We start from the raw sequence: 22,758 nt of genomic DNA on the forward strand, positions 1-22,758 counted from the left end.
TGTAATGGCACACAGCCAGCGGCGTCAGCCCCAACGGAGCGACAGCGGCCCCGCATGCAAGCAGCGGCATCAGCCTCAACGAAGCAACAGCTGTAATGGCACACAGCCAGCGGCGTCAGCCCCAACGAAGCAACAGCTGTCTCTGCACACAAACAGTGGTATCACCCTCAACAGAACAACAGAGGTGAAAAAATACAGCAGCCGCGACAGCGGGAAAGCAGCATAAGCTGTGGCATGCTACAAGAGGACAGGAACCGGTCATATTGGCACCTGCAGCCTGCAAATAGTGTGTGATCAACAAGTTGTCAGGCTTAGCAGAGGCAAAAGGACAAGGGACGATGGTATGCCCGGGTAAAGAGTATTAATGATGCTCTAACTGAAAGATGTTGGGTCAATAAACGTACTGTGCCGCTTTCTGTACCTTTCAGTTACAGTTGCTTATATAAAAGAGTTTGATGAGCGTCTTAAAGATATTAGCGGGGCAGAGGTTGCAGGGCTTCAGGGGTATGTACAAATGTGCAGGAAATATTTGGCAGTGGGCTGTGCTGCCTCATGGATGCCGCTTTGCTTTGCAGGCGGAGATGCATATCTAAAATATTTTGAGATGTGCTTGCTGAGGTTGACTTACAGGTCTGGAAGGGCTGACAGAGCTGTATGAGTGGTATGGGAAAGGATTTGTGAGCGGACATGCAGGCTCATGTCGATGGTCTCGTATTGGTGTCAGATACTGTCTAAGCGCAAGGATTCTTATACCATCGGCCTGGTATGGACCTGAGAGCATTATGCTCGGAACTGTTGAGGGTCGGGAGGTCTGGCACAGCAACTTATGATGGCTCCACACGGGAGGAACAGCGCATGGACTGACAGCCGCCGGGCTAACTGAGGCTTGTCTTACTTAAGCGGACTTTACTCAGGCTGGCCTTACTGGCTATGGGAACGGTGAGAATGGTATCGGGTCCATGGTATCTGGACCGTGGTGGAATCGGGATCAGGGGATGATGACGACGGAGGCAGATAAGCATGGCTGCAGATCAATGCCATCATAATGGTTGCGCCAGATAAATCAGATGTTTATTGGGGATGAGATAAAACCAAGAGGGGACAGGCCCGTTTGGTAAGGCGGCGGCTGATCCTGGTGTGATGTATCTATGAGGCGGGCAATAAAAAAGCAGCTTGCGCTGCTTAATCATGGCGGTGAGAGGGGGATTCGAACCCCCGATACGGAGTTACCGTATACACGCTTTCCAGGCGTGCTCCTTCAGCCACTCGGACATCTCACCGCTGCTGCTACGAAGCTTTTCTCTTCAGCTCCGTCGCTGGAACGGTGCTCATTATATAGAAATTTAACGTGCATGCAAGCTTTTTTTAAAAAATTTTTGCCTGAGCAGTGGCTGCAGGGCTGTTTTTTGGTGAAAAGCTGCATATATACGGCAAAAGTGCTCTGGTGGCGCGATTATGAAGTTTGCGCCGCTGAGCGGCTGCGCTGTCTGCAGGCATCATCATGCATGAGACATCAGTGCAGATAGCCCTTATGCTTGGAGACATCAGTGCAAGGGGCATAATGCAGGCGGCGGCAGTGCAGGGGGCAGTATGCATGGCACCAGTGCAGTGGGGCAGCATGCATGGGAACGTCTGTGCAGGGGGCATAATGCAGGCGGCGGCAGTGCAAGGGGCATCATGCAGGCGGCGGCAGTGCAAGGGGCATCATGCAGGCGGCGGCAGTGCAGTGGGGCAGCATGCATGGGGACCTCTGTGCAGGGGCAGCAGGCTGCGGCATGCTCAGGCGTCAGCTATGAGGGCGAGCCAGCGGAGTAGAAGCTCTGATGAACAGCTCTCCGGTTACGGTGCGAATCTTGTCTTTTTTCACCTGTTTGCCTGAAGCAAGAGCATAGGCATACTCAAGAGCTGTACGGGCCATCTTCTCATAAGGCAGTTCAACAGAGGTAAGCTGCGGACTGAGCTCGCGGCACACAGCCTGATTGTCATAGCCGGCCACTGCAATGTCACGGCCCGGACGCAGGCCCATATGGGACAGTCCATGGTACACACCCATGGCTACGTAATCTGAGGCGCAGTAGATAATGTCATAGCCCGGCTCCTCTCTCAGGCGCTCCATAACAATGGAGCAGGCTTCACGAAAAGACCATGAGCAGTACTGGATATCATCAGGTAACAGGCTGATATTATGAGCAGCATAGACTTCAGTTATGGCCTTAATACGATCCCGTGTGGCTTTCATCCAAGCATCGCCGCCTATAATCAGAGGATGACGGTAGTGTGGGGCCAGTGCCTGAGCCATGCGGGAGGCATTGTCATAATCGTCAGGCAGCACGGCTATAACACTTGATTCATCCTGCGGCATGCAGTTGAGATACACAGCCGGAACCGACAGGGAAGTGAAGGTGCATTTCTCTGAGGTCATATTAGTAGCCACAATCACGGCATCATAAGAGCCTCCGGATATTTCATCCCTGATAAGTCGCTCACCTTCCCGGCTTGACAGTGTGGCAACCACCTTGAGACTGACATTAAGCTCAAGGGCCCTCTCCATGGCGGCATTGAGAGTAAGCAGGAAATGGTCATAGCAGTAAAGGGAGCCGTCTATTATCAGGGCCACCTGTTTAAGCTCACAGCTGCGACGCTTTGATTTTCGTATGTAACCGAGCTCACGGGCGGCATCAAGCACGCGCTTGCGTGTTTCTTCTGATATGGAGACAGTATCGGAATTATTAAGCACTATGGACACTGTGGGCTGAGACACCTGAGCGCGCTGAGCAATCATGCTCATAGTAACTTTATTAGCCATAAATTAATCTCCATATCATAAAGGCAGCATCCAGCCACGCAGGCTGCCCCTGTCCATCTTAACAGTAATTTTGCCTGCAAATTCCTGAAAAAATCCAGGAAAACAGGGCATCTGTTGCTGGACAGTGTCAGCGAAAAAAGTATAAAAAAGTGTGATGCAGCTGTCAAAATTGACTAATAATATTAGTAAGTTCAGGACTAATAATATTAGAATCACCTCAGAACAGTAAATTATCAGTTGATTATTCCAGCAGGGATAACAACCAGATCAGCTGTGGATGTGCTCACATGCTTATATTGAACATAGCTGAACATAGCTGAACAGTATGGTGATCTCCCGTAGTAAATACTGGCAATCCCTCAGGGGGCGCTGTTGTGGTGGCAGTGCTGTTGCCAGTCTTTTACCAGGTCATGTTTTATGCCTGATCTCCAGGGGGTGGCTCCACACAAAACCGATTTAACCTGTCAGGGCCACGATGGCTTACTATGGCCCTGTTTCTTTTCCTTTAATTACTAATAATATTAGTATGTGTTGCTGCATGAGCAGCATGACTGCATTAAGGCAGTAATTTTCAGCAGACAGCACTCCCTTTGTCAGCTCAATACCAGACTCATGACATAAGTTACTGGTGCGGGCGCGGCTATGCTGGCTGTGCCATGAAGAGGGCTGATGCCGGTCCTGTAACTGACGAAGAGCACGTGTGCACATGTGCACATGTGTACATGTGCACATGTGACTGAATAAGAGCGCCGGTGCTGTTCGTGTGACTGAGGGTGTAACCGGGGGCAGGGGCTGTGGGCCGTAGGTCCGGAGGGCGGCCTTATGGTTCGTGAGTCTGTCTGGTGGTATGAGAGAGCAGAATTTTCAAGTTTTATCTGAGACTGCAGCAGCTGTCGGAATCTGACCGGTCCATTTTTGACGGGCATAGCGGCTGACAGTGAGCGTGTTAATGAGGGAAAAACAATGAAACGTCGCTGGACTGAAGAAGAAATTAACGCATGGGCTGCCGAGCGTCCATGGTTTGTAGGCATGAACTTCCTGCCATCCACAGCTGTTAACTGGAATGAGCTGTGGGCCCGTGAGACCTTCGACCCTGAAACAATTGACCGCGAGCTGGGCTGGGCAGCTGCCATGGGAATGAATACCCTGCGCACCAATCTGCCATTTATCGTCTGGATGTACGATGCTCAGGGCCTTCTCGAGCGTATCGATCAGTTTCTGACTATTGCCTCTAAGCATGGCATTGCCACCATGCTCACTCTTATGGATGACTGCGGTTTCTCCGGTGAGCATCCTTATATCGGTTTTCAGGGCGACCCTCGTCCTGGCGTTCACAACTCACGTGGTGCTGCCAGCCCGGGCCGTAATGTAGTTACCAGAAAGGAGTACTGGCCACAGGTTGAAAAGTACATTCGTGAGGTGGTCCGTCGCTTTAAGGATGACAGCCGTATTCTGATCTGGGATGTTTACAATGAGCCTTCCAATGACGGTATCTTTGGCGATGACGGCAGGATGCTGCACTATCAGGGCCCTCTTACCGAGTGTTCTCTGGAGCTGTGCCGCAAGGCTGTTGAGTGGGTGCGATCTGAAGATCCGTCCCAGCCTCTTACTGTAGGCGCCTGGCGTGACATGAAGATCTTCATCAACCGTGAACCTGAGATCTTTGCCCATGCTATCGATCAGATGGCCCTTGAGCTTTCTGATATCATCACTTTCCATGCCTACTCTCCAAAAGATGTTATTGAAGAGACTCTCAATATCTTAAAGCCGCTTAACCGTCCTGTGATGTGTACAGAGTGGCTGGCCCGTCATGCCCAGTCTACTGTAGAGGACATTCTGCCGATCTTTGCCGAGCACAAGGTAGGCTGCTATAACTGGGGTCTGGTAAATGGACGTACCCAGACTCATCTGCCATGGCCGGTTATCATGGAAGCAAGTCCTGATTACATCAACACCTGGTTCCATGATCTGTTCAGGGCTGACGGTACAGCCTACAGTCAGAGCGAGATTGATCTCTTCAGCCGCCTGATTAAAGAGCGCAACGGCAGCAAGTGATGAAATGAGGGAGAGTTAACTATGAGTTCCAGCAAAATACCACTTAAGGCCCTGGCCTCCTATTTTGGCTTTGGTATGGGACAGTGCTTCAGCTTTGGCCTGGTCGGTACCTTCATTCTGTTCTTCTATACTGACATTCTGGGCATCAGTCCGGTAGCAGCCTCTACCATCTTCCTTATTGCCCGTGTCTGGGATGCTTTTAATGATCCGATTTTTGCAGGCCTGATTGATTCGCTCAATCTCAAGCGTGGCAAGTACCGTCCATTCCTCGGTTTCATGCCTTTTGTAATCGTCATCATTACCATTCTGACCTTTATCAATGTTGACGGCTCTATCTGGTATAAGACCATGTATGCCGGTGCCACCTACATTCTCTGGGGCACTTTATATACCATCAGTGATCTGCCTTTCTGGTCCATGACCACTGTGCTCTCTGATGATCCTCAGGAGCGCGCCAAGGCAGCTACCTGTGCCATGCTGGGCGTAAACGCCGGTATCGGCCTTGCCATGCTGGTCTTCCCATATCTGGCCGATTTCTTTGCCGAAGGCCGTGATGACCGTGGCTATCTGCCTGCTGTAATTGTGCTGATGCTCATGGGCCTCGTGCTTATGCTCAATGGCTGGTGGAATACCCGTGAAAAAGTCCGTCCAGAGGGCGATGCTGCCAAAGTTACCCTGCTGCAGACTTTCAAGGTTGTAAAGACCAACAAGCCGCTCTTTATTATCCTGGGCATTTTTTCCATGAATGTCTTCGGTAATATTGCCAACAATCTCTATCTGTACTTCTTTACCTACAATATGGGTAACGGCTCTCTGGTAGCTGCAGTAGGCACCATTACTATCTGCTGCTCGATTGCCTGTCTGGTAACTCCTTTCCTCACTGCCCGCTTCCGCAAGCGCGATATTTTCATCGTACTGTGCGTGCTTGAGATTGCTGCCCGTATCGGCTTCTATATGAGCGGCTATGACTCAGTTACCGAGGTTATTATCTGGCTGTCCGTAGTGAACATCATTTTCATGATGACCAATCCGTTAGTGTCCGCCATGATTGCCGATACCGTAGAGTACTCCTACTACCACACCGGCAAGCGCTGTGCCGCCATTACCTTTGCCGGCCAGACCTTCACTGGCAAGCTGTCAGTTGCCATTGCCGGCGGTTTCTCCGGTGTGCTCCTGACCATACTGGGCTATATGCCAAATGAGGCTCAGAGCATCGAGACCATGGACGGTATCTTCTTCTGCATCGCTCTGTTACCGGCTCTTGGTACTGTAGTACGCATTATTCTGCTCAAGATGTACACCTTCAACGAAGAGCAGCATGCCGAACTGGTTGAAAAGATTAACCGTGGTGAGTTCAATATCACCGCCAAAATCTAAGACCACGTACAGCTGCATCTCACCGTGCAGCTGCCCCTGACAGGCCAGCGGCCCTGAAGAGGACACCTGCCCCGACAGGACCGTTGACCACAAAAGGAAACTGGCCCCCTGCAGGCCCCTTTCCTCAAAAGGACAATGGGCCTTAACAGGGCCATTGTCCTGAAATGCCTGTCGCCGGCTCACCGAGTTGGGGCCGCCCCGGGCAAGGTCATAACCCGCGATTACCTTCTATACACTAAACACCTTCAGGCGCAGTCATCCCCATGGCTGCGCCTTTTTGCTTTGGTACAGTGGCGACAGGTCTGAACTCAGGGCCAGAAGCAAACTGGCCTTTGCCTGCTCCGGTTGCTCTCACAGTGCCATGCGAGAGCGCCTGTTGCCAGTACAGGTCATGTAATGTCAGCCAGGGGGCCAGGGCGCGAGGGGGCTTTGTGTCCAATGGTCATGTCCCCAGTAGGACATGGTGCAGGGCTGCATGCTCCGGCGGGAGTATGCTCTTAAATGCAGGCCTGGGTTGCGTCTGGTCATGGTGTGGGGGCGGCACTGACACGAGGGCCTGTACAGAGGACGGTTATGGAGCATAGCAGCCTGTACCGTGGTAGCCAGCGCTGACACGCGGGACTGTGCGGAGGCCTGAGCGGAGACCCGGGCGGAGACCTGGACCTGGGGCCATCGGGCTGGGCTCAGAGCTGTTAGTGAGGCTGCAGAAATAAAAAGAGCACCGGACGGAAAGCCAGGTGCTCTATTTGTGAGATCAGCTCGTGCTGGGATATTTAATACCTGCCTGCCGGGACGGGACAGTAATGCGCAGAGCAGTGCTGTGCTGTTGTGTTGTGCTTAATAGTACAGCTTTGCATCGCAGGTTATGAAACTACATGTTATGGCAGCGTAAGCTGCTGGTCCTCTGGCAGGGATGGGGGCAGCGCGTGGCAGCCTGGGGTTTTATTCAGGAACGCAGATCTTGCCTTTGGCAATCAGACCAACTGTTCTTACCACCAGCCAGAGGATCAGCATGGTAAACAGGCCCCACAGGGTGTAATCAATAATTTCGAGCACGCCCTTGTAGGCCGGGTCGGCAAACTCTGGAACCAGCTTTCTGGTAGCCAGAATAAAGGCAGCTACAGGGAATGAGTAGGCCCATGCTGACAGGAAGAAAGGAGCCTTCATAAAGCGCCTGATATTGGTAAGCAGGAAGACGAAGACGAACCAGGCAATACCGTAAAGCATCAGCACTACAGGAGAGGGAGCGGCCTCTGGAACGGCATAGAAGCCATCGATGGCGTGATATGACAGGGCTGCTACAGATGGCGGAGCCAGCATAATGCACAGCATTGGAACCAGCTTTGGAGGCAGAGGATCGTGGAATACCAGACGGTAGAGCAAAATGGTAAAGAGCAGAATCCAGAACAGGAAGCCGACAGGATAGGCAATTGATGAAATAAAGCCGTAACCCATCTGAATACCTGCCAGAGGCACAATCAGCGGACCTGCTACCGGGATAAACCAGGCAGGATTGACGTGGTTGATGTTAAAGCTCTTGTGAACCAGAGAGTACAGCACAAATAAAGTGAGGAACAGCTGCAAAGTACAGCCGGCCAGCCACAGGTACCGGGCAAAATCATACTTGAGCCATACTGAGGAAAGCAGCAGCAGGCTGATGGAAAAAGCCGGGAAGAAGGAGAGCTTGACCGGGTGACTGGCCTCCTGAACCACAGCACCAGGGTATTTGATGATTTTAATGCCATAAAGAATGGTCAGGACAACAAATACCGCTGAAGCCAGCAGTCCGGTAATGATATCGAGGGTGGCATTGCCTATTACAGCATGGCAGGTTAGCGAATAGCCGGCCAGACCCATAACAATGGCGTACATGTTAACTGGCAGATGCTTGAGCTTTGGCTCAGGGCCGGCGGCAGCGCCAGGGGCGCCAGCGGCACTTGATGAGGCACCGGCAGCAGCTGCGCCCTGGGCGGCTGCAGGTGACTTTTCACAGGCCTGTGGGGCCGGGGCAGCACCGGGCTGTGCCGATGACGGGGCACTGCTGGCGGCGGCTGTGGTGGCGGGAGTTTGCTGGGCACTGTGCTCAGGGGCAGGAACCTGAGCATCTACAGGCTGTTTTGTCTCTTGACTCATGGGGAATACCTTTGACGGGACGTTTAACAGGTAATGTATTGAAGACCTTGCATGTTTGTGACCGGTTTTTGCGTGGAGACAATATAAATAAGGAAGGTACTTTCAGTAATTATCAGTATTGTTTTGTGTCAAATCAGCCCTTAAGACCATAGTGAGGCCTGGGGCGATTTTAGCATGAGCCCATACTAGACAAATTAAGCTCTCATAATCAAGCTGCCATTCTTGTCTGCACCAGCGCAACATCATGGGCACCAAAAGGGAGCGTGAATTATCCTGGGTGCACGACCACGGCGGCGCCAGCGAAAAATACGGCCCTGCGTGCAAAAGTGGCACGCTTTTTTCGCGCACTTGCGCCCCACATTGCCTGCCCCTCATCTCTGCCTGCAGTCCGTCAGGATCCCGCAGGCTCATTGCCACTGATTGCGACCTCTCCTGGGCGGGCGCCGCTGCGCCTTGCTCAGGCCAGCCATCCATTTAGCCAGTCAGTTGGCCAGTCGGCCAGCCAGTCAGGCTGCCAGCCAATCAGGCAGACTGAAGGCAACTGGCCTCTCTTTGCGAGCTGCGCATGCTGACGCAGCTGGGCAGGTTTCACTCCGGTTGGAGGCTGAGCGTGTGTTTACGAGCTGATATCCTGGCAGGCTGGTGAGTCAGGTCTTGATCAGGCTGGTGCAGCTGGGCAGTGAGCACGTGTGTTGCTGCCCGAATGGCTCGGGCGCTGCCTGTCCGGTGCAGCCGTGACCTTTGCCCTGTGGAGCTGGCGCTTCGCTGTAACTGGTGCATCGCTGTAGCCGGTGCTTCGATGATCTGCAGTATGGCGCTGTCGCCGCTGCTTTCATTTGTGGGCTCTGAGTTGCTGTCTTTGGTGCGGCTGCCTTATGAGATGGACCTGCGCTACGTGAGAGCAATTATGCGCTCGAGGCTTCGCGGCATCTGCAGACTTATCATTGCTGCATGTTGGCTGCGGTGGCCTCGGTCGCCACTGTGGCATGGTGGCCGGGACATGCTGGGGCTGGGGCGTGACAGGCGGGGGCTGGGGCGGGTTGATAGATATAAATTATTTTGGTGTTTTTGCCCTGTTGAGGGGCAGATTCTGTATCAAGGGGACTGCCTTGTGATGGGGCAGCGGCGAATTTTGGCCTGTGTCTGCTCTTTTTAATATGAGACCGGGCGCACGGTACTGGCAATAAGGGGGCCTTTGAGGGCGCCAAACGTGCCCAAAAAGTGGCCTAAGCTGCCCATTGCCACTATAATTAAGGATGAGCCGATCCGCGTACCCATTTGATCGGCTCAAAATTTTTCCGGCTCTGACCTGTTTTTCAGGGAAAGGATCGCCGTGAAAGCTTATTACCAGCTGCACTGACAGGACTACTCTGCATGCTAATCAGGCATTTACATATCGAGCGCTTCCGCTCCCTGCACTTCTTTGATTTGAGTCTCAATGATGACTCCACTATCATCGCGCCTATTCCGGCTGCCGCTCAGCTGGATCTCATGGCCGCCATCAACAAAATTACCCTGCTGAACAATCCGGCTCAGGCCTTGGTACCGTCAGAAAGTCCTGACCTTGCCAGAGCTCTGCTGCAGAGCAACTGCGCTCTGTCCCATCAGACTGTAGTGGGCCGCCTCGGTCCATGCGGCCGTCCGCTGGCTCTGCCGTCCCAGTCCGTTGAGGTTCACCCTGAGCATGATGTTGACGCCGGCTGCGGCGGCAGCTGCAGCTCAGGCTGCTGCGATGAGCTTTCAGCAGATGATGAAAGCTGCTGTGATCACAGTGGCCCGGACGGCTGTGGTAATGACTGCGGCTGTGCACAGGGGCATTGTGAGCGTGCCGCAGGTGCTGTTGCAGGTTCTGGCATCGGTGTCGGCGCTGGCGTCGACTGTGCAGGTCACTGTGACAGTGCTCAGGGCACTGACAGTGAGGACCTGGGCGACAGTGACGCACAGAGCGCCGGTAATGTAACTGTCAAGAGCGGCAGTGAACACGAAAGCGGCATCAAGGACATGCTGGAGTTCAAGTTCATGGCTGATGATCAGCATCTTGATACTGCCCGCTATGACGTCTCCATCAAGTCACGTCACCGCAATGCCGGCACCTATCAGCTCTCGCGTGTAAACCCTGAGGGTCCGCAGAAGCTGTCCTTAATGGTGACCTCAGGTGTATATGAGCCTGAGTCCAATACAGCTCATGGCTATTCTCAGGTAGCTGTTCACATTGCCCCAAAGGGCGATGGCTCCAGCCAGGATTATGCCGAGGCTGAGGTCAGCCGTGCCTTTATTGCCGGTGCTGATGTGATCCGTGAGCAGATTACAGTGCGTTCACGTAATTCAGATGCTCCTGATATCAGTCTGCAGGTTACCCATAAATCTCATGCCGGTCTCATGCAGTCCCTAAGTCCTGCCCTGCAGGGCGCACTGCCCGGCAGAGCCCTTGCTGACAGACCAGTCCTGTCTGACAGCAAGCTGGGTTCCATGCTGCGCCGTGGCCCGGTAATCAGCTTTGAGGTGGTTCGTGGTGATCGCACCTGGCTGGTAACTCTTAATCTGACCATGCAGGGATCCGATCAGGCTGTCGAGGGTACCGACAGCTGTGATGGTTCTTTACAGGGCGGAGCAGCTGCTGCCTGTGCTCAGGGTGCTGTTGCCGGCGCTGAGGGCATTACCCTGCCATATGACTTTGATCGTCCGGAGCGCCGCAATGTTGTGGTCTTTGAGGGGGATCGCCGTGTTAACGAGGGCGTCACTCCGGCTGTTGATGCCAGGGATGCTGCCTGCATCAATGCCTCTCTGGACAGTCGTGGGGTGCGCTGTCAGGTAAGCGTTCATGAAATCATCAGCAGCTGTGAGGACTGCAGGGATCAGGCTGATGCTGCCGAAGCTGAGGCTGCCGAAGCTGCAGCTGGTGCCGCCTGTGCCGGCGCTGCTGAAGATGCTGCAGCTTATGTTGCCGGCGATGAGGGCGCTCAGGCAGAACAGAGTGCTGCCCAGGCTGCCGGCTCAGGCGCCGCAGGGGCTGTCGGGGCAGCCCGTCGCCTGATTGCTGTAAGTGAGGCAGAGCGTGATGAAGTGCTCAGCTGGCTCAGTGGCGTAGGCCCACGCTACCCTGTGCCTCAGTGCCTGATGCTCGGTGCTTTCTGCAGCCGCAAGGGCAAGACCCTTGATCAGGTGCGTGAGGACAATGCCGGTTACAACTCTCTGCTGCGCTTTATTTCCTATGATGAGGATGAAGTTCAGACTCTGGCCGAGCAGAAGTGCCGCCGTGCTCATAACAAAACTATTCCATGTGAGGTCAACGACCACATCGATCATCTGGCCTCTCAGATTATTGCTCTGTCCTCAGGCACAGAAGAACTGATTTTCTATCCTGGCGCCCAGTGGCGTCTGATTGGCCCTGTCAGCAAGGTTGACCGCCGCTTCAGCATCAAGCTCAAGAGCTCCCAGAAGCACTCTGATAACAAACTGCCAGCTTGGGGCACCAATCTGCTCCGTGAGCGCTGGTATCTGGAGCACGGCTCTCTTGAGGGCCTTGCTCAGTCTCAGGGCGGTGCTCCTGCCAGTGCTGGTGCCGCAGCAGGTGCAGCAGGCGCTGCAGCTGCCACCGGTGCTGCAGCTGCAGCTACCGCAGCCAGTGCTGCTGACATCATGGCTGATGTCCTTGGTGATATGGGTATTGATATGCCAGATGATGAGCTGACAGCAAATTCTGATGCTACAGGCATGGCCGGGGCAGAGAGCGAAGCTGCAGCCAGCGCAGGTAACGAAGTTGATGCTGATGCTTTCGCCGCTGATACCGCTGGCGCTCAGAGCGCTGAGCTTGCAGGTGAGGAAGATGAAGGCGAGCAGGACATGATGGATGATCTGCTTGGTGAATTTGGCATTGAGATCGAAGAGGAAGAGGAAGAAGAGGAAGTGCTCAACGAGTCTGCCCCTGATCTGAATCTGAGCGCAGCTGATGATTCAGCTGACCTGCTCGCTGGTATTGACGCTAAAGATGACGGCGGTGATCTGCTCGACGGCATTGACCTTGATGCCAATGACTTGGAGCTGCCTGATGAATCTGACGGCCTTGCCCAAATGGCTGCCGGCGCCGAAGAAGCTGCTGACGATGACCTTTTTGACGGCGTTACAGATGGAGCGGGTACTCTTTATGGGGCAGATGGTGCAGATGCCTGTGCAGTGGATATCAGTGCTGTACGTGCTGTAGCTCAGGATGAAGAATTTTCCTCTGCTCTTGATGCGGCCGATGATCTCGTAGTGCCTGATGCCTGTCCTGTAGATCTTGGCGCAGTCAGCAACTCAGAGGCACAGCTCAGTCAGGACCGCGATGAGGAGCTCTTTGATGAATCGGATGACAGTGATCTGGTGATGCCTGATATTTGCGCAACTGCATCTGATGGTGCCGATTCTCTGGAGGGTGATCTGCTTGATGCAGCTCTTGATGCCGCTGATGTTCTCAATGTGCCTGATGCCTGTCCGGTAAATCTGGGCATATCCCCATCTGACAATGACGATTTTGATTCAGCTGAAATGGCTGCTGCTGCCGTAAGCTGCGCCAGCAATGCCGCTCAGCATGCCTCACAGGCACGAGAAGATGCTGCCAATGCTGCCATGATTGCTGCGGCCATTGCCCGTGATGAAACTTCCAATGCCTTCCGCGAGGCCACCAACCAGGCCTGCAAGGAGGATCATGCCCAGGCTGCTGCCTTTGAAGAAGCCGCAGCTGCCGCAGTCAGTGCCGCTGCTGCTCCGGCTGAGGTCGATGAGCAGTCTTCAGCTGCCGGCGAGACCACTGCTGAGGCTGCCGGCGAGGCCACTGCCGGGGCTGCCGGTGGAGTGGCCAGTGCAGATAAGCACAGTGAGGAGACAAACGGTAACAGGCCAAAGACCATGGCTGAGCGTATGGCTGCCATCAAGGCTGCCGCCTCTGCCCGTAAGGCCGCCCGTGAAGCCGAACTGGCTCAGGAGTTTGGTGAGCAGCAGGCTGCAAAGGAAGAGGCCCTTGCTCAGGAAGAAGATTTTGCTTCCGATGCCTCTGCTGCTTTTGATGCTGCCTTAAGTGCTGATGAGGGCAGTGAGGCAGCCACCACTGATGTTGCCGCCAGCGCAGGCGAGCTGTCTGCTGGTGCAGATGAGCAGTCCCTGGACATGGGAGCAGTTGCTGACGCTGTAGCACATGCTGCTCAGGCGCTTGCCGAGATTGATCTGGACAGTACAGTCACTGCCCCGGCTGTTGAAGATACAGCCGATGCTGCTATGGATGCTATGGCCGATGCTGCTGATATGGATGCAATGGCCGATGCTGATGTCGGTCTTGATGACAGCCTTGACGCTGGATCTGTTGAGGGTATGGATGAGCAGTCTGAACTGAGCGCAGTTGCCGCTGACAGTAGCGACGATGCTCAGAATCAGTCTCTGTCAGCAGAAGATGATTTACTGGCTGCTGCTGAAAGTGCTCTGGACAGTGCTGAGCTGGAGCTCGAGGCCGCCGCTGGCTCTGATGCAGCCGATGCTGAGTTAAGCACAGCTGCCACAGCAGATGATGACTGTGAGCTGTCTCTTGCTGAACTGAACACAGGGCTGGAGATTGAACCTGCAGCTCAGGCAGGTGGCGATGACGAAAATGCTGTTGCTGATGCAGCCGGTCAGATTCAGGCAGCTGATGGATTAGACAGTGCTGCCATGGAAGACAGCATGACCGAGACTGCTGATGAGTCTCTGACAGGCTCCATGGAAGAAGTCATGTCCGAGACTGTGAGCGATGCTGATGAGGCTGTGAGTGAGTCAGTGTCTGAAAGCATGCCAGATGGCCTGACAGAGGGCCTGGCAGAGAACCTGGCAGAGGACCTTACTGATCCTGATTCAGCTCAAAGTGCTCTCAGTGAAGAGCCTGTAATGGATCTGGGCGGTGAGCCTGCTGATATTGTCGAGGCTGATGAGTCTGCCCTGGTTGCCGATGACGATCTGGCTGTTGATGCCGGCAGTGCTGATGAGTTTGAAGAGACTGCAGACAGCAGCGCTCTTGCTGCTGTAGCTGCTGCTGATGATATCGAAATGCCGGAGATGGCCCAGGAGGCACCTGCTGCAAAGAAGTTAAGCATGGCTGAGCGCATGGCTGCGGTCAAAGCCGCTGCTGCCGCCCGTAAGGCAGCCATGGAGGCTCATGATGAGCCTGATATGGATATGGGTCTTACCCTTGACAGTCTCAGTGAAGCAGCTGCAGAGGATACTCCTGAGCTGCCAGCTGATGATATTTCTGCCGGTGCGCCTTCTGATACTGAGGCCCTGGGTGCTGGTGATGCTGCCGCTCAGGAAGTAGATGCAGATGCTCAGGCAGGTGCTGCAGCCGATCAGGCGGTTGAAGCTGTTGATGATGCTGGCGCAGCCGCACTGGCAGCAAGTGAAGCAATGGATATTCCTGACATGGCCCAGGAGGCACCTGCTGCAAAGAAGATCAGCATGGCTGAGCGCATGGCTGCGGTCAAGGCCGCTGCTGCCGCCCGTAAGGCAGCCATGGAGGCTCATGATGAGCCTGATATGGATATGGGTCTTACCCTTGACAGTCTCAGTGAAGCAGCTGCAGAGGGCACTCCTGAGCTGCCAGCTGATGATGTTTCTGCCTGTGCACCTTCTGATGCTGAGACTGTGGCCCAGGGTGCTGGTGATACTGCCGCTCAGGCAGGTGATGCAGATGCTCAGGCAGGTGATGCATCCCATCAGGCTGTTGATGATGTTGCCGATGCTGGTGCAGCCGCACTGGCAGCAAGTGAAGCAATGGATATTCCTGATATGGGTCAGGAGCAGCCGGCCAGGAAGACGAGCATGGCAGAGCGCATGGCCGCCGTTAAGGCCGCTGCAGCTGCACGTAAGGCTGCCATGGATGCCGGGAATACTGATGATGACCTGGCATCTGAGACAGATATGGCATCAGAACCTGCCATGGAGCTTAATGACTCTGTTCCTGCCGATGAGATGGCTGACAAGTTTGCAGCTGGCGATGTTCTGGACGGGCTGACAGATGCCCCTGATCTGTCAGACATTGCTGCTTTTGCCGATGAGGCCGGTCTTGATTCCATAAGTGGTGTGCTTGAAGATCCGAAGATGGATGCCGAAGCGGCTGTGGAAATCTCTCATGAAGATGCGATCGGATCCCGTCAGGATAAAGATAAAAGTGTCAATGATGAGCTTTCAGGAAAGTTCAAGGCAGATGCATGCATTATGGAGGATGAAAACTTTGCCTCCGACAGTGCTGCAGCCTTTGATGCAGCTGTAGCTGCTGAGCAAAAGGACAGTCACAGACCTGCCGGATCAGGAACTAAGGGTGTGAACATGGCCGAGCGCATGGCCGCCATCAAGGCAGCTGCTGCCGCCCGCAAGTCAGGTGAAGCCCACCCTGTACTGACCGCACAGCCAGTTATGGAGTCAGTAAGCACTGAACTTTCAGCCCAGCTGGAAAAGGCTATTGAAGTCACTGACGACAGTGCCAGTGGTCAGTCTGATATGCCACCAGCCATTGATGTCAGCCTGGCCCCTCAGGATCAGCCTGAAGGTCAGCTCGGTGCAGATATCATCTCTGACATCAGTGCCCCTCAGGATGAAGCCGTGCAGGCTGACCTCCAGGATTGTGATGCCCCGGCAGCTGATCAGGCTGACGATGAGTCAGAAGGTGCTGCAATGGCAATTGCTGCAGGCGATGAGCCTGAAGATGCTCCTGAGCTGGAAAATGCCATTGAGTCAGCTGACCCAGGTGCTCAGAGTGCAGACGATCTGGTATCCCTGGTAGCTGAGGCTGCCGGTGCACTTGACGCTGTTGAGGAACTTGCCGGTGATGGTGCTCCTGAGCCTGAGGATCAGTCAGATGAACTCACTGCAACCCATGACATGTCTCTGGACAGTGAGTGTGCAGGGGCTGATGATTCAGGTTCCGACCTTGCCTGTGATGTCTTTGATGAAGATGAGTCTTCTGATGAGGATACTATGGCAGGTGATTCTGAAGATCATGGCCGTGGTATTAACATGGCTGTACGTATGGCTGCCATTAAGGCCGCTGCAGCCGCCCGCAAGGCCGGTCTTGCTGACACAGTAGAGCTCTCAGCCGATGTCGGTGCTGCTCAGGACGGCTTATTTGCCATGACTGATGACCAGCACAGTGCTGACCAGCAAGCTGCTGCAGCCAGTGACGAGCTTAGTGAAAGCGATGCTGATACCAGGGCTGTCGGTGATGACATTTCAGCTGATGCTCAGGAAGATGCATTTGAGTCCGCTGACGCTGACATGGCTGCCAGTGCATCTGCCAGCATCGATGATATGAATGCCAGTGCTCAGGATGTACCAGCTGAAGAAACTGAAGAGCTCAACAATACTGCTGAGCACAGCTCTGGCGGTGAATCTGCAGTTCAAGGCGTGGACATGGCCGAGCGCATGGCCGCTATTAAGGCAGCTGCAGCTGCGCGTAAAGCAGCTCTGGATGCAGAAGCTGTTGAGGCTGTAGAGGCTGAGCAGTCTGCCATCATTGAAGAAGACGAAGATTATGCTCAGCTCGCTGCCGAAGAGTTTGAAGCTGCGGCATCCGGCGAGAACGGCATACTTGGAAAAATCGTTGAGGAAGAAGAAGTTCGTGATGAGCTTGATCTTGCAGATGCAGCTGATGAAGAAGACGAGCTGATCATGGCCCGTGAGCTTGATCTGGATGATGAAGATGATGATCTCATCATGCCGGACAACCTTGACAGTTCTCAGGAAGGTGCCGCTCAGTTCGATGAGGCCCTGGCTTCAGACACCATGCCAGCAGATGAGCTGGCCGCTGATCCGGTCGCCGGTGAAACCTTTGTCGGAGACGCTGCCTCTGATGGCGAACAGACTGACCTTTCTGCTGTTGACAGCGATATGGAAAGTGACACCTCTTCACACAGCGAAATCAGCAGTAATGATATGGCTGAGCGCATGGCCGCCATCAAGGCTGCCGCAGCTGCCAGAAAGGCTGCCATTCGTGAGGAAGCCAATGATGCCGTTGAGGCACATCAGGCTGCCATCATGAGTGAAGATGAGGACTTTGCCCAGATTGCCGCCGCCGAGTTTGATGCTGCCGTATCAGGCGAGATACCTGCACATGCCGGACAGGTCAGCAAGTCTGTTGCCATGACTGACGACATGGATCTGCTCGAAGAGGGCGATGATGGCGACATGATCATGCCTGAAGACCTGGTGCTGGCTGAAGAGAATGCACGTCCAGCTGAGTCAGTAACCATGGAGAGCGTAGCTCAGGCCATGGCAGAGGCTGCCGGTCTTCAGGACAGCGAGCCTGCTGATGAGAGTGCTCAGGATCTGTCCATGGATATGGCAGACAGCACTGCTGACCTCATGGATGAATCAGTCTGCGACAACATGGCAGATACAGAGCAGGAGCTCATGGATGAGCCTGAGCTTGCTGCTCATGACCAGGATCCAGCTGCTGATCTGGCAGAAGACAGCATTGACCTTGAGAGTGCTGCCGATGCTGCTGCTGACATAATTGACGAAGCAATCAGCACTGACGATGTGTTAGAGGCTCAGATTGAGGCTCAGGAAGAGCTGGCTGCCATTGCTGAGGCTGCTGTAGAGGAAGCTGCCGATGAAGCTGCTGAGCTGATTGGCGACGATATGGCATCTGAGGAGGACTCAGCTGACGATTTCATGGGCTCAGATGAATCTGCTGACCTGATGGCTGACGCCATGGCCGATGCTATGGGTCAGGAGGACAGCTCAGATAGCCCAGACCTCATGGCCGGTGATGAAGCCGCCCTGATGGAGGAGACTGCTGAGGCTGCCGCAGCAACTGACGACCTCATGGGCTCAGATGAATCTGCTGACCTGATGGCAGATGCCATGGGTGAGGCCGATAGCGCAGACAGCGCAGACCTCATGGCCGGTGAAGAAGCCGCCCTTATGGAAGAGACAGCTGATGCCATGGGTGAGGCCGACAGCGCAGATAGCGCAGACCTCATGGCCGATGATGAAGCTGCCCTGATGGAAGAGACAGCTGATGCCGCCGCAGCAACTGCCGACCTCATGGGCGCAGATGAGTCTGCTGACCTGATGGCTGACGCCATGGCCGATGCCATGGGTGAGGCCGACAGCGCAGACCTCATGGCCGGTGATGAAGCCGCCCTGATGGAGGAGACTGCTGAGGCGGCCGCAGCAACTGCCGACCTCATGGACTCAGATGAATCAGCTGATCTGATGGCTGACGCCATGGCCGATGCCATGGGTGAGGTCGACAGCGCAGACCTTATGGCTGATGTAATGGGTGATGAGTCAGCTGCCTCAGCTGATCTGCCTGCTGATCTTGCAGCTGCAGCCAACTTCCTCAAGGAAAATGAAGTTGAGGAGCCTGCTGAGGACAAGCCGGCTGCTGAGACTGCTCAGGATGACTTCATTCCTGCAGTTGAAAGTCCTTCACAGTCTGCCAATCCGGCTATTGATGCAGCCTATGCAGTATATAAGGATGCCAAGGAGACCCTTACCGAAGGTGAGCCTGCTATTGAGGCCTCTTTTGCCGTATACGAACAGTCCCGTGGCGTGCTGACTGGTGAAGAAAAGCCTGTCATCAAGTCAGGTGACAAGGAAGTTCCTAAGAAGATTGTTGACGAGGCTGCCAGCATTGCCATGGTCACAGCCTATGCCGTTTACAAAGAGGCACGTGAGGACCTGGTAACTGATAAGGGAGAGCCTGTTGAGGGTGCTTCTGAGGCTCAGGCCCAGTCAGCTGCATCAGCTACAGATGATCTGATGTCTGATGTTGAGGCCCCAGCTGCCACTGCAGTTGAATCTGAGGATCTTGCAGTTGCTGATGCTCTCTGTGCTGTTGAAGAGCTTGCACAGGGTCAGTCTGAAGCAGAGGATGATGCTCTGGCATCACTGGGCTTTGACAGTGAGGATGTGGTTGATACCCTTTCCGATCCTGAGGCAGAGGCTCGTGCTGAGGCTGAGGCTGACGCCGCCATGATTGAGGCTGCTGAGACTGCAGAGCGCACTGAGGAAATGCTTGGTGAGTTCGGTCTTGAGAATGCCTCTGAGGGGGATGATGAGCCTTACGATGCTGAGGCTGCTGCCCGAGCTGAGGCCGAAGCCGACGCCGCCATGATTGAGGCTGCCGAGACTGCAGAGCGCACTGAGGAAATGCTTGGTGAGTTCGGTCTTGAGAATGACTCTGAGGGTGATGACGAGCCTTACGATGCTGATGCTGCTGCCCGTGCTGAGGCTGAAGCTGACGCCGCCATGATTGAGGCTGCCGAGACTGCAGAGCGCACTGAGGAAATGCTCGGTGAGTTCGGTCTTGATAATGCTGCCGATGGCGACGACGAGCCTTACGATGCTGAGGCTGCTGCCCGAGCTGAGGCCGAAGCTGACGCCGCCATGATTGAGGCTGCTGAGACTGCAGAGCGCACTGAGGAAATGCTCGGTGAGTTCGGTCTGGAGAATGCCTCTGAGGCAGACGACGAGCCTTACGATGCTGAAGCTGCTGCCCGTGCCGAGGCTGAGGCAGACGCCGCCATGATTGAGGCTGCTGAGACTGCAGAGCGCACTGAGGAAATGCTTGGTGAGTTCGGTCTGGAGAATGCCTCTGAGGGTGATGATGAGCCTTACGACGCTGAAGCAGCTGCCCGTGCTGAGGCCGAAGCCGACGCCGCCATGATTGAGGCTGCCGAGACTGCAGAGCGCACTGAGGAAATGCTTGGTGAGTTCGGTCTTGAGAATGCCTCTGAGGGTGATGATGAGCCTTACGATGCTGAAGCCGCTGCCCGTGCCGAGGCTGAAGCTGACGCCGCCATGATTGAGGCTGCTGAGACTGCAGAGCGTACTGAGGAAATGCTCGGTGAGTTCGGTCTTGAGAATGCCTCTGAGGGTGATGATGAGCCTTACGATGCTGATGCTGCTGCCCGTGCTGAGGCCGAAGCAGACGCTGCCATGATTGCAGCTGCCGAAGCTGAAGAAGCTGCTGAGGCAGACGCAGCTATCATTCCTGCTGATCCAGAGCTGGCTGCAGAGGCTGTTTCCGAGGTTGCAAACTCAGAAGATTCTGAGTATGTATCTGACATAGCCGGTGAGGATGTCGCAGCAGCTGAAGACAACGCTGTCTTTGATGTTGAGTCCGATGCAGCTGATATTGAAAATGCTAACGCTGCCATCGATGCAGCTGCTGAGGCTATTAATTCAGCTGAGGCTGAGGCATCCTTTATAGCAGGTGCTGTAGAGGAGCAGCGTGCTGAGGCTGAGGCCGGTGCAGCAATGATGGCTGCTCAGGATGCCACTTCAGAGTCTGCTATGGAGATTGCAGGCGTAGCCGATGAGCCTGCATCAGAAGCTGCTGAAAGTTCTGAAATGACTGGCGCGGGCGCTGCAAGCGAGATGGTCGTTGCTGTTGAACAGGAGGATCAGGATGATGAGTTCGATGACTTTGTTGATCTCTCATCAGCCCGTACTGTTCACTCACTTGGTGATGAATTCAGTCTTACTCTTGATGACAGCAATACTGCAAGCTTCATCAGCACCCACTGTCCTGATGCACTTGAGGCCCGTTTCTGGCTGCTCGTTGAGGGCTCTACTGATACCCTGACTCTGACCAACATGGCTCATGAGATGGGTATTAACCTCAAGCGTGCCGGTCTGCACATTGTGCGCTTTATAGGTACCAGCCTGAACATACTCATTGAGCTGGCTCAGCGTATGGGTATCGATTACCTCATTCTCTGCGATGAGGATCAGGGTGCTTCATCAGTGCTTAAGAATCTGGAGCTGCCTGCATCTCTGGACAAGAGACGTCATAATGCCCTGCTCTCAGCAATGGAGAACTTAAACCGTCTCGGTGAAGCAGGAAACGCAGCATTCCCACAGGCTGATGATATTGCAGCACGATTTGCTGCTCTCAAGGCCAACAGCGTGAACCACGTAGTGTTCCTGCCTGGTGCATGGCTTGAAATCTTCCTGTTCAATCATGGCTTTGCTCATGTATACCTCAAGGCTGCTTTCAGCAACCAGACTGACCTGCACACTGTGAACTACAGGGAAAAGCTGGCATCTGAAATCAAGCGTATGCGCAGCCGCTGCAATACTCTGCAGGCCCAGATCAAGGCTGTAGAGAAAGCACAGGAGGCTATCTTTGCCCGTGCTGCTCTGCAGGCTGCAGAGGCTGATGCCACAGCTGAGGAGGCTGCAGCTGCACAGGCTCAGGCTGCAGAGGAGGCTGCACGTATGCAGGCTGCTCAGGCCCGCGCCCATGAGGAGGCCCAGGCACGCTTTGTTGAGGGGCTGAAAGACTGGTCACCAATTGAGTCACACAATGACGATACTCTTGTCGGTCAGGGACCTGATCACAAGCTCTACAGCATTATTTCAACTATTGCCAATGAGCCTGAGGGCGCAATGTCACAGCTGGCAGTTCTACTGAGAATTGTCTACATCAAGGCACGCAATGACTTCCTCCTGTCCCGTGGCCGTGAGTCTGAGCTGTTGTCTGATAAGGGTGATGCACGTTACACCTTCAAGATCCCTACTGATCAGGGCTTCAATCCAGATGACATGACCATGAACGATATCGCCCGCCTCAAGAAGGCTCTGGACAGAGCAGCTGATTCTTACACCATCAGCTCATCTGCTCCTAGCATGGCTGATTCAACATGGCGTGCCAGCTTCTCTGCTTCAGTATCTCTGGTCAGATCAGCTACCATGCAGGCCAAGAACCTGTATCAGAAGCTGCAGACCCGTGTAATGCGCAACAATATGCTCAAGGGGCATCCTGCTCAGTCAGGCGCTACCCCTGCTGCAACAGCTGCCGGTGGCAGCTACACTGCAACTTCATGTCCTGTACCGCAGAATCTGCGCAACCGCGTGACTGCACAGGCAGCAGCTGCTACTGTAGCTTCTGCCATGGTTACATCAGCTGCAACTGGTGGCAAACTGTCTTCAAATGAGCGTAATGCCATCAAGGACACCTACCAGAAGCATCTTGATGATGAGATAAAGGAGCTGCGTACTCTGGAGCTTATTTACCAGCGTGCCTGCCTCAAGCGCAATGTACCGCTGACCGCTGATGAGTATGAATACCTCAAGGTAGATGCTCTTAACTTCACTCAGCGCGCCATTGCAGCCCGTGGCAAGATGCTGCTGGCTACCATGATTGTTCATGACCTGAATAACCGTGGTCCAGAGGCCGTACCTGATTTCATGGCTGACCTGCTGGCCGGTATCATCAGCTACATCAATTGCCGCAGCGTCGACAGCGAGAACTCAAAATAGTTTTCAGCCGTCACTGACTGCTTCAATAAAAGGGCAACCTTCCTCAGGGAAAGTTGCCCTTTGTCCTTAATGAGCTATGCACTTGAACTCATAATCATGTTCCAAAACTCCATGGCAGC

The 22,758-nt window shown here is 54.3% G+C and carries 5 protein-coding genes and 1 tRNA gene; 3 read left to right on the plus strand and 3 right to left on the minus strand.

What is annotated here, in order from left to right:
* Positions 1–1,189 precede the first annotated feature (1,189 nt).
* Both MXE39_RS09915 and MXE39_RS09920 read right to left on the minus strand, forming a co-directional pair.
* Positions 1,190–1,280 (minus strand) — tRNA-Ser (locus MXE39_RS09915).
* A gap of 506 nt (positions 1,281–1,786) precedes the next feature.
* Entirely contained in the window at positions 1,787–2,806 is a 1,020-nt protein-coding gene (locus MXE39_RS09920) for a LacI family DNA-binding transcriptional regulator (RefSeq protein WP_247074034.1), read from the minus strand.
* Positions 2,807–3,769: 963 nt separating this feature from the next.
* Between MXE39_RS09920 and MXE39_RS09925 the strand changes: the two genes are divergently transcribed.
* On the plus strand, positions 3,770–4,861 hold the full coding sequence (locus MXE39_RS09925; RefSeq protein ID WP_246977836.1) for a cellulase family glycosylhydrolase: 1,092 nt from the start codon (positions 3,770–3,772) through the stop codon (positions 4,859–4,861).
* A gap of 21 nt (positions 4,862–4,882) precedes the next feature.
* Positions 4,883–6,238, plus strand: a complete 1,356-nt coding sequence (locus tag MXE39_RS09930) for an MFS transporter (protein ID WP_246977837.1) — start codon at positions 4,883–4,885, stop codon at positions 6,236–6,238.
* A 942-nt stretch (positions 6,239–7,180) separates the two neighbouring features.
* Here MXE39_RS09930 and MXE39_RS09935 read toward each other — a convergent pair.
* Positions 7,181–8,371: an SLAC1 anion channel family protein gene (locus tag MXE39_RS09935; RefSeq protein ID WP_246977838.1), complete on the minus strand. Its 1,191-nt coding sequence runs from the start codon at positions 8,369–8,371 to the stop codon at positions 7,181–7,183.
* A 1,374-nt stretch (positions 8,372–9,745) separates the two neighbouring features.
* On the opposite strand from MXE39_RS09935, the gene MXE39_RS09940 reads away from it, so the two are divergent.
* Positions 9,746–22,639 (plus strand): TOPRIM nucleotidyl transferase/hydrolase domain-containing protein, encoded by a 12,894-nt coding sequence (locus MXE39_RS09940; protein ID WP_247074036.1) that lies wholly within the window; start codon positions 9,746–9,748, stop codon positions 22,637–22,639.
* Positions 22,640–22,758: the final 119 nt, after the last annotated feature.

The organism is Anaerobiospirillum sp. NML120511 (genome assembly GCF_023050955.1).
In the GTDB taxonomy this organism is placed as follows: Bacteria; Pseudomonadota; Gammaproteobacteria; order Enterobacterales; family Succinivibrionaceae; genus Anaerobiospirillum.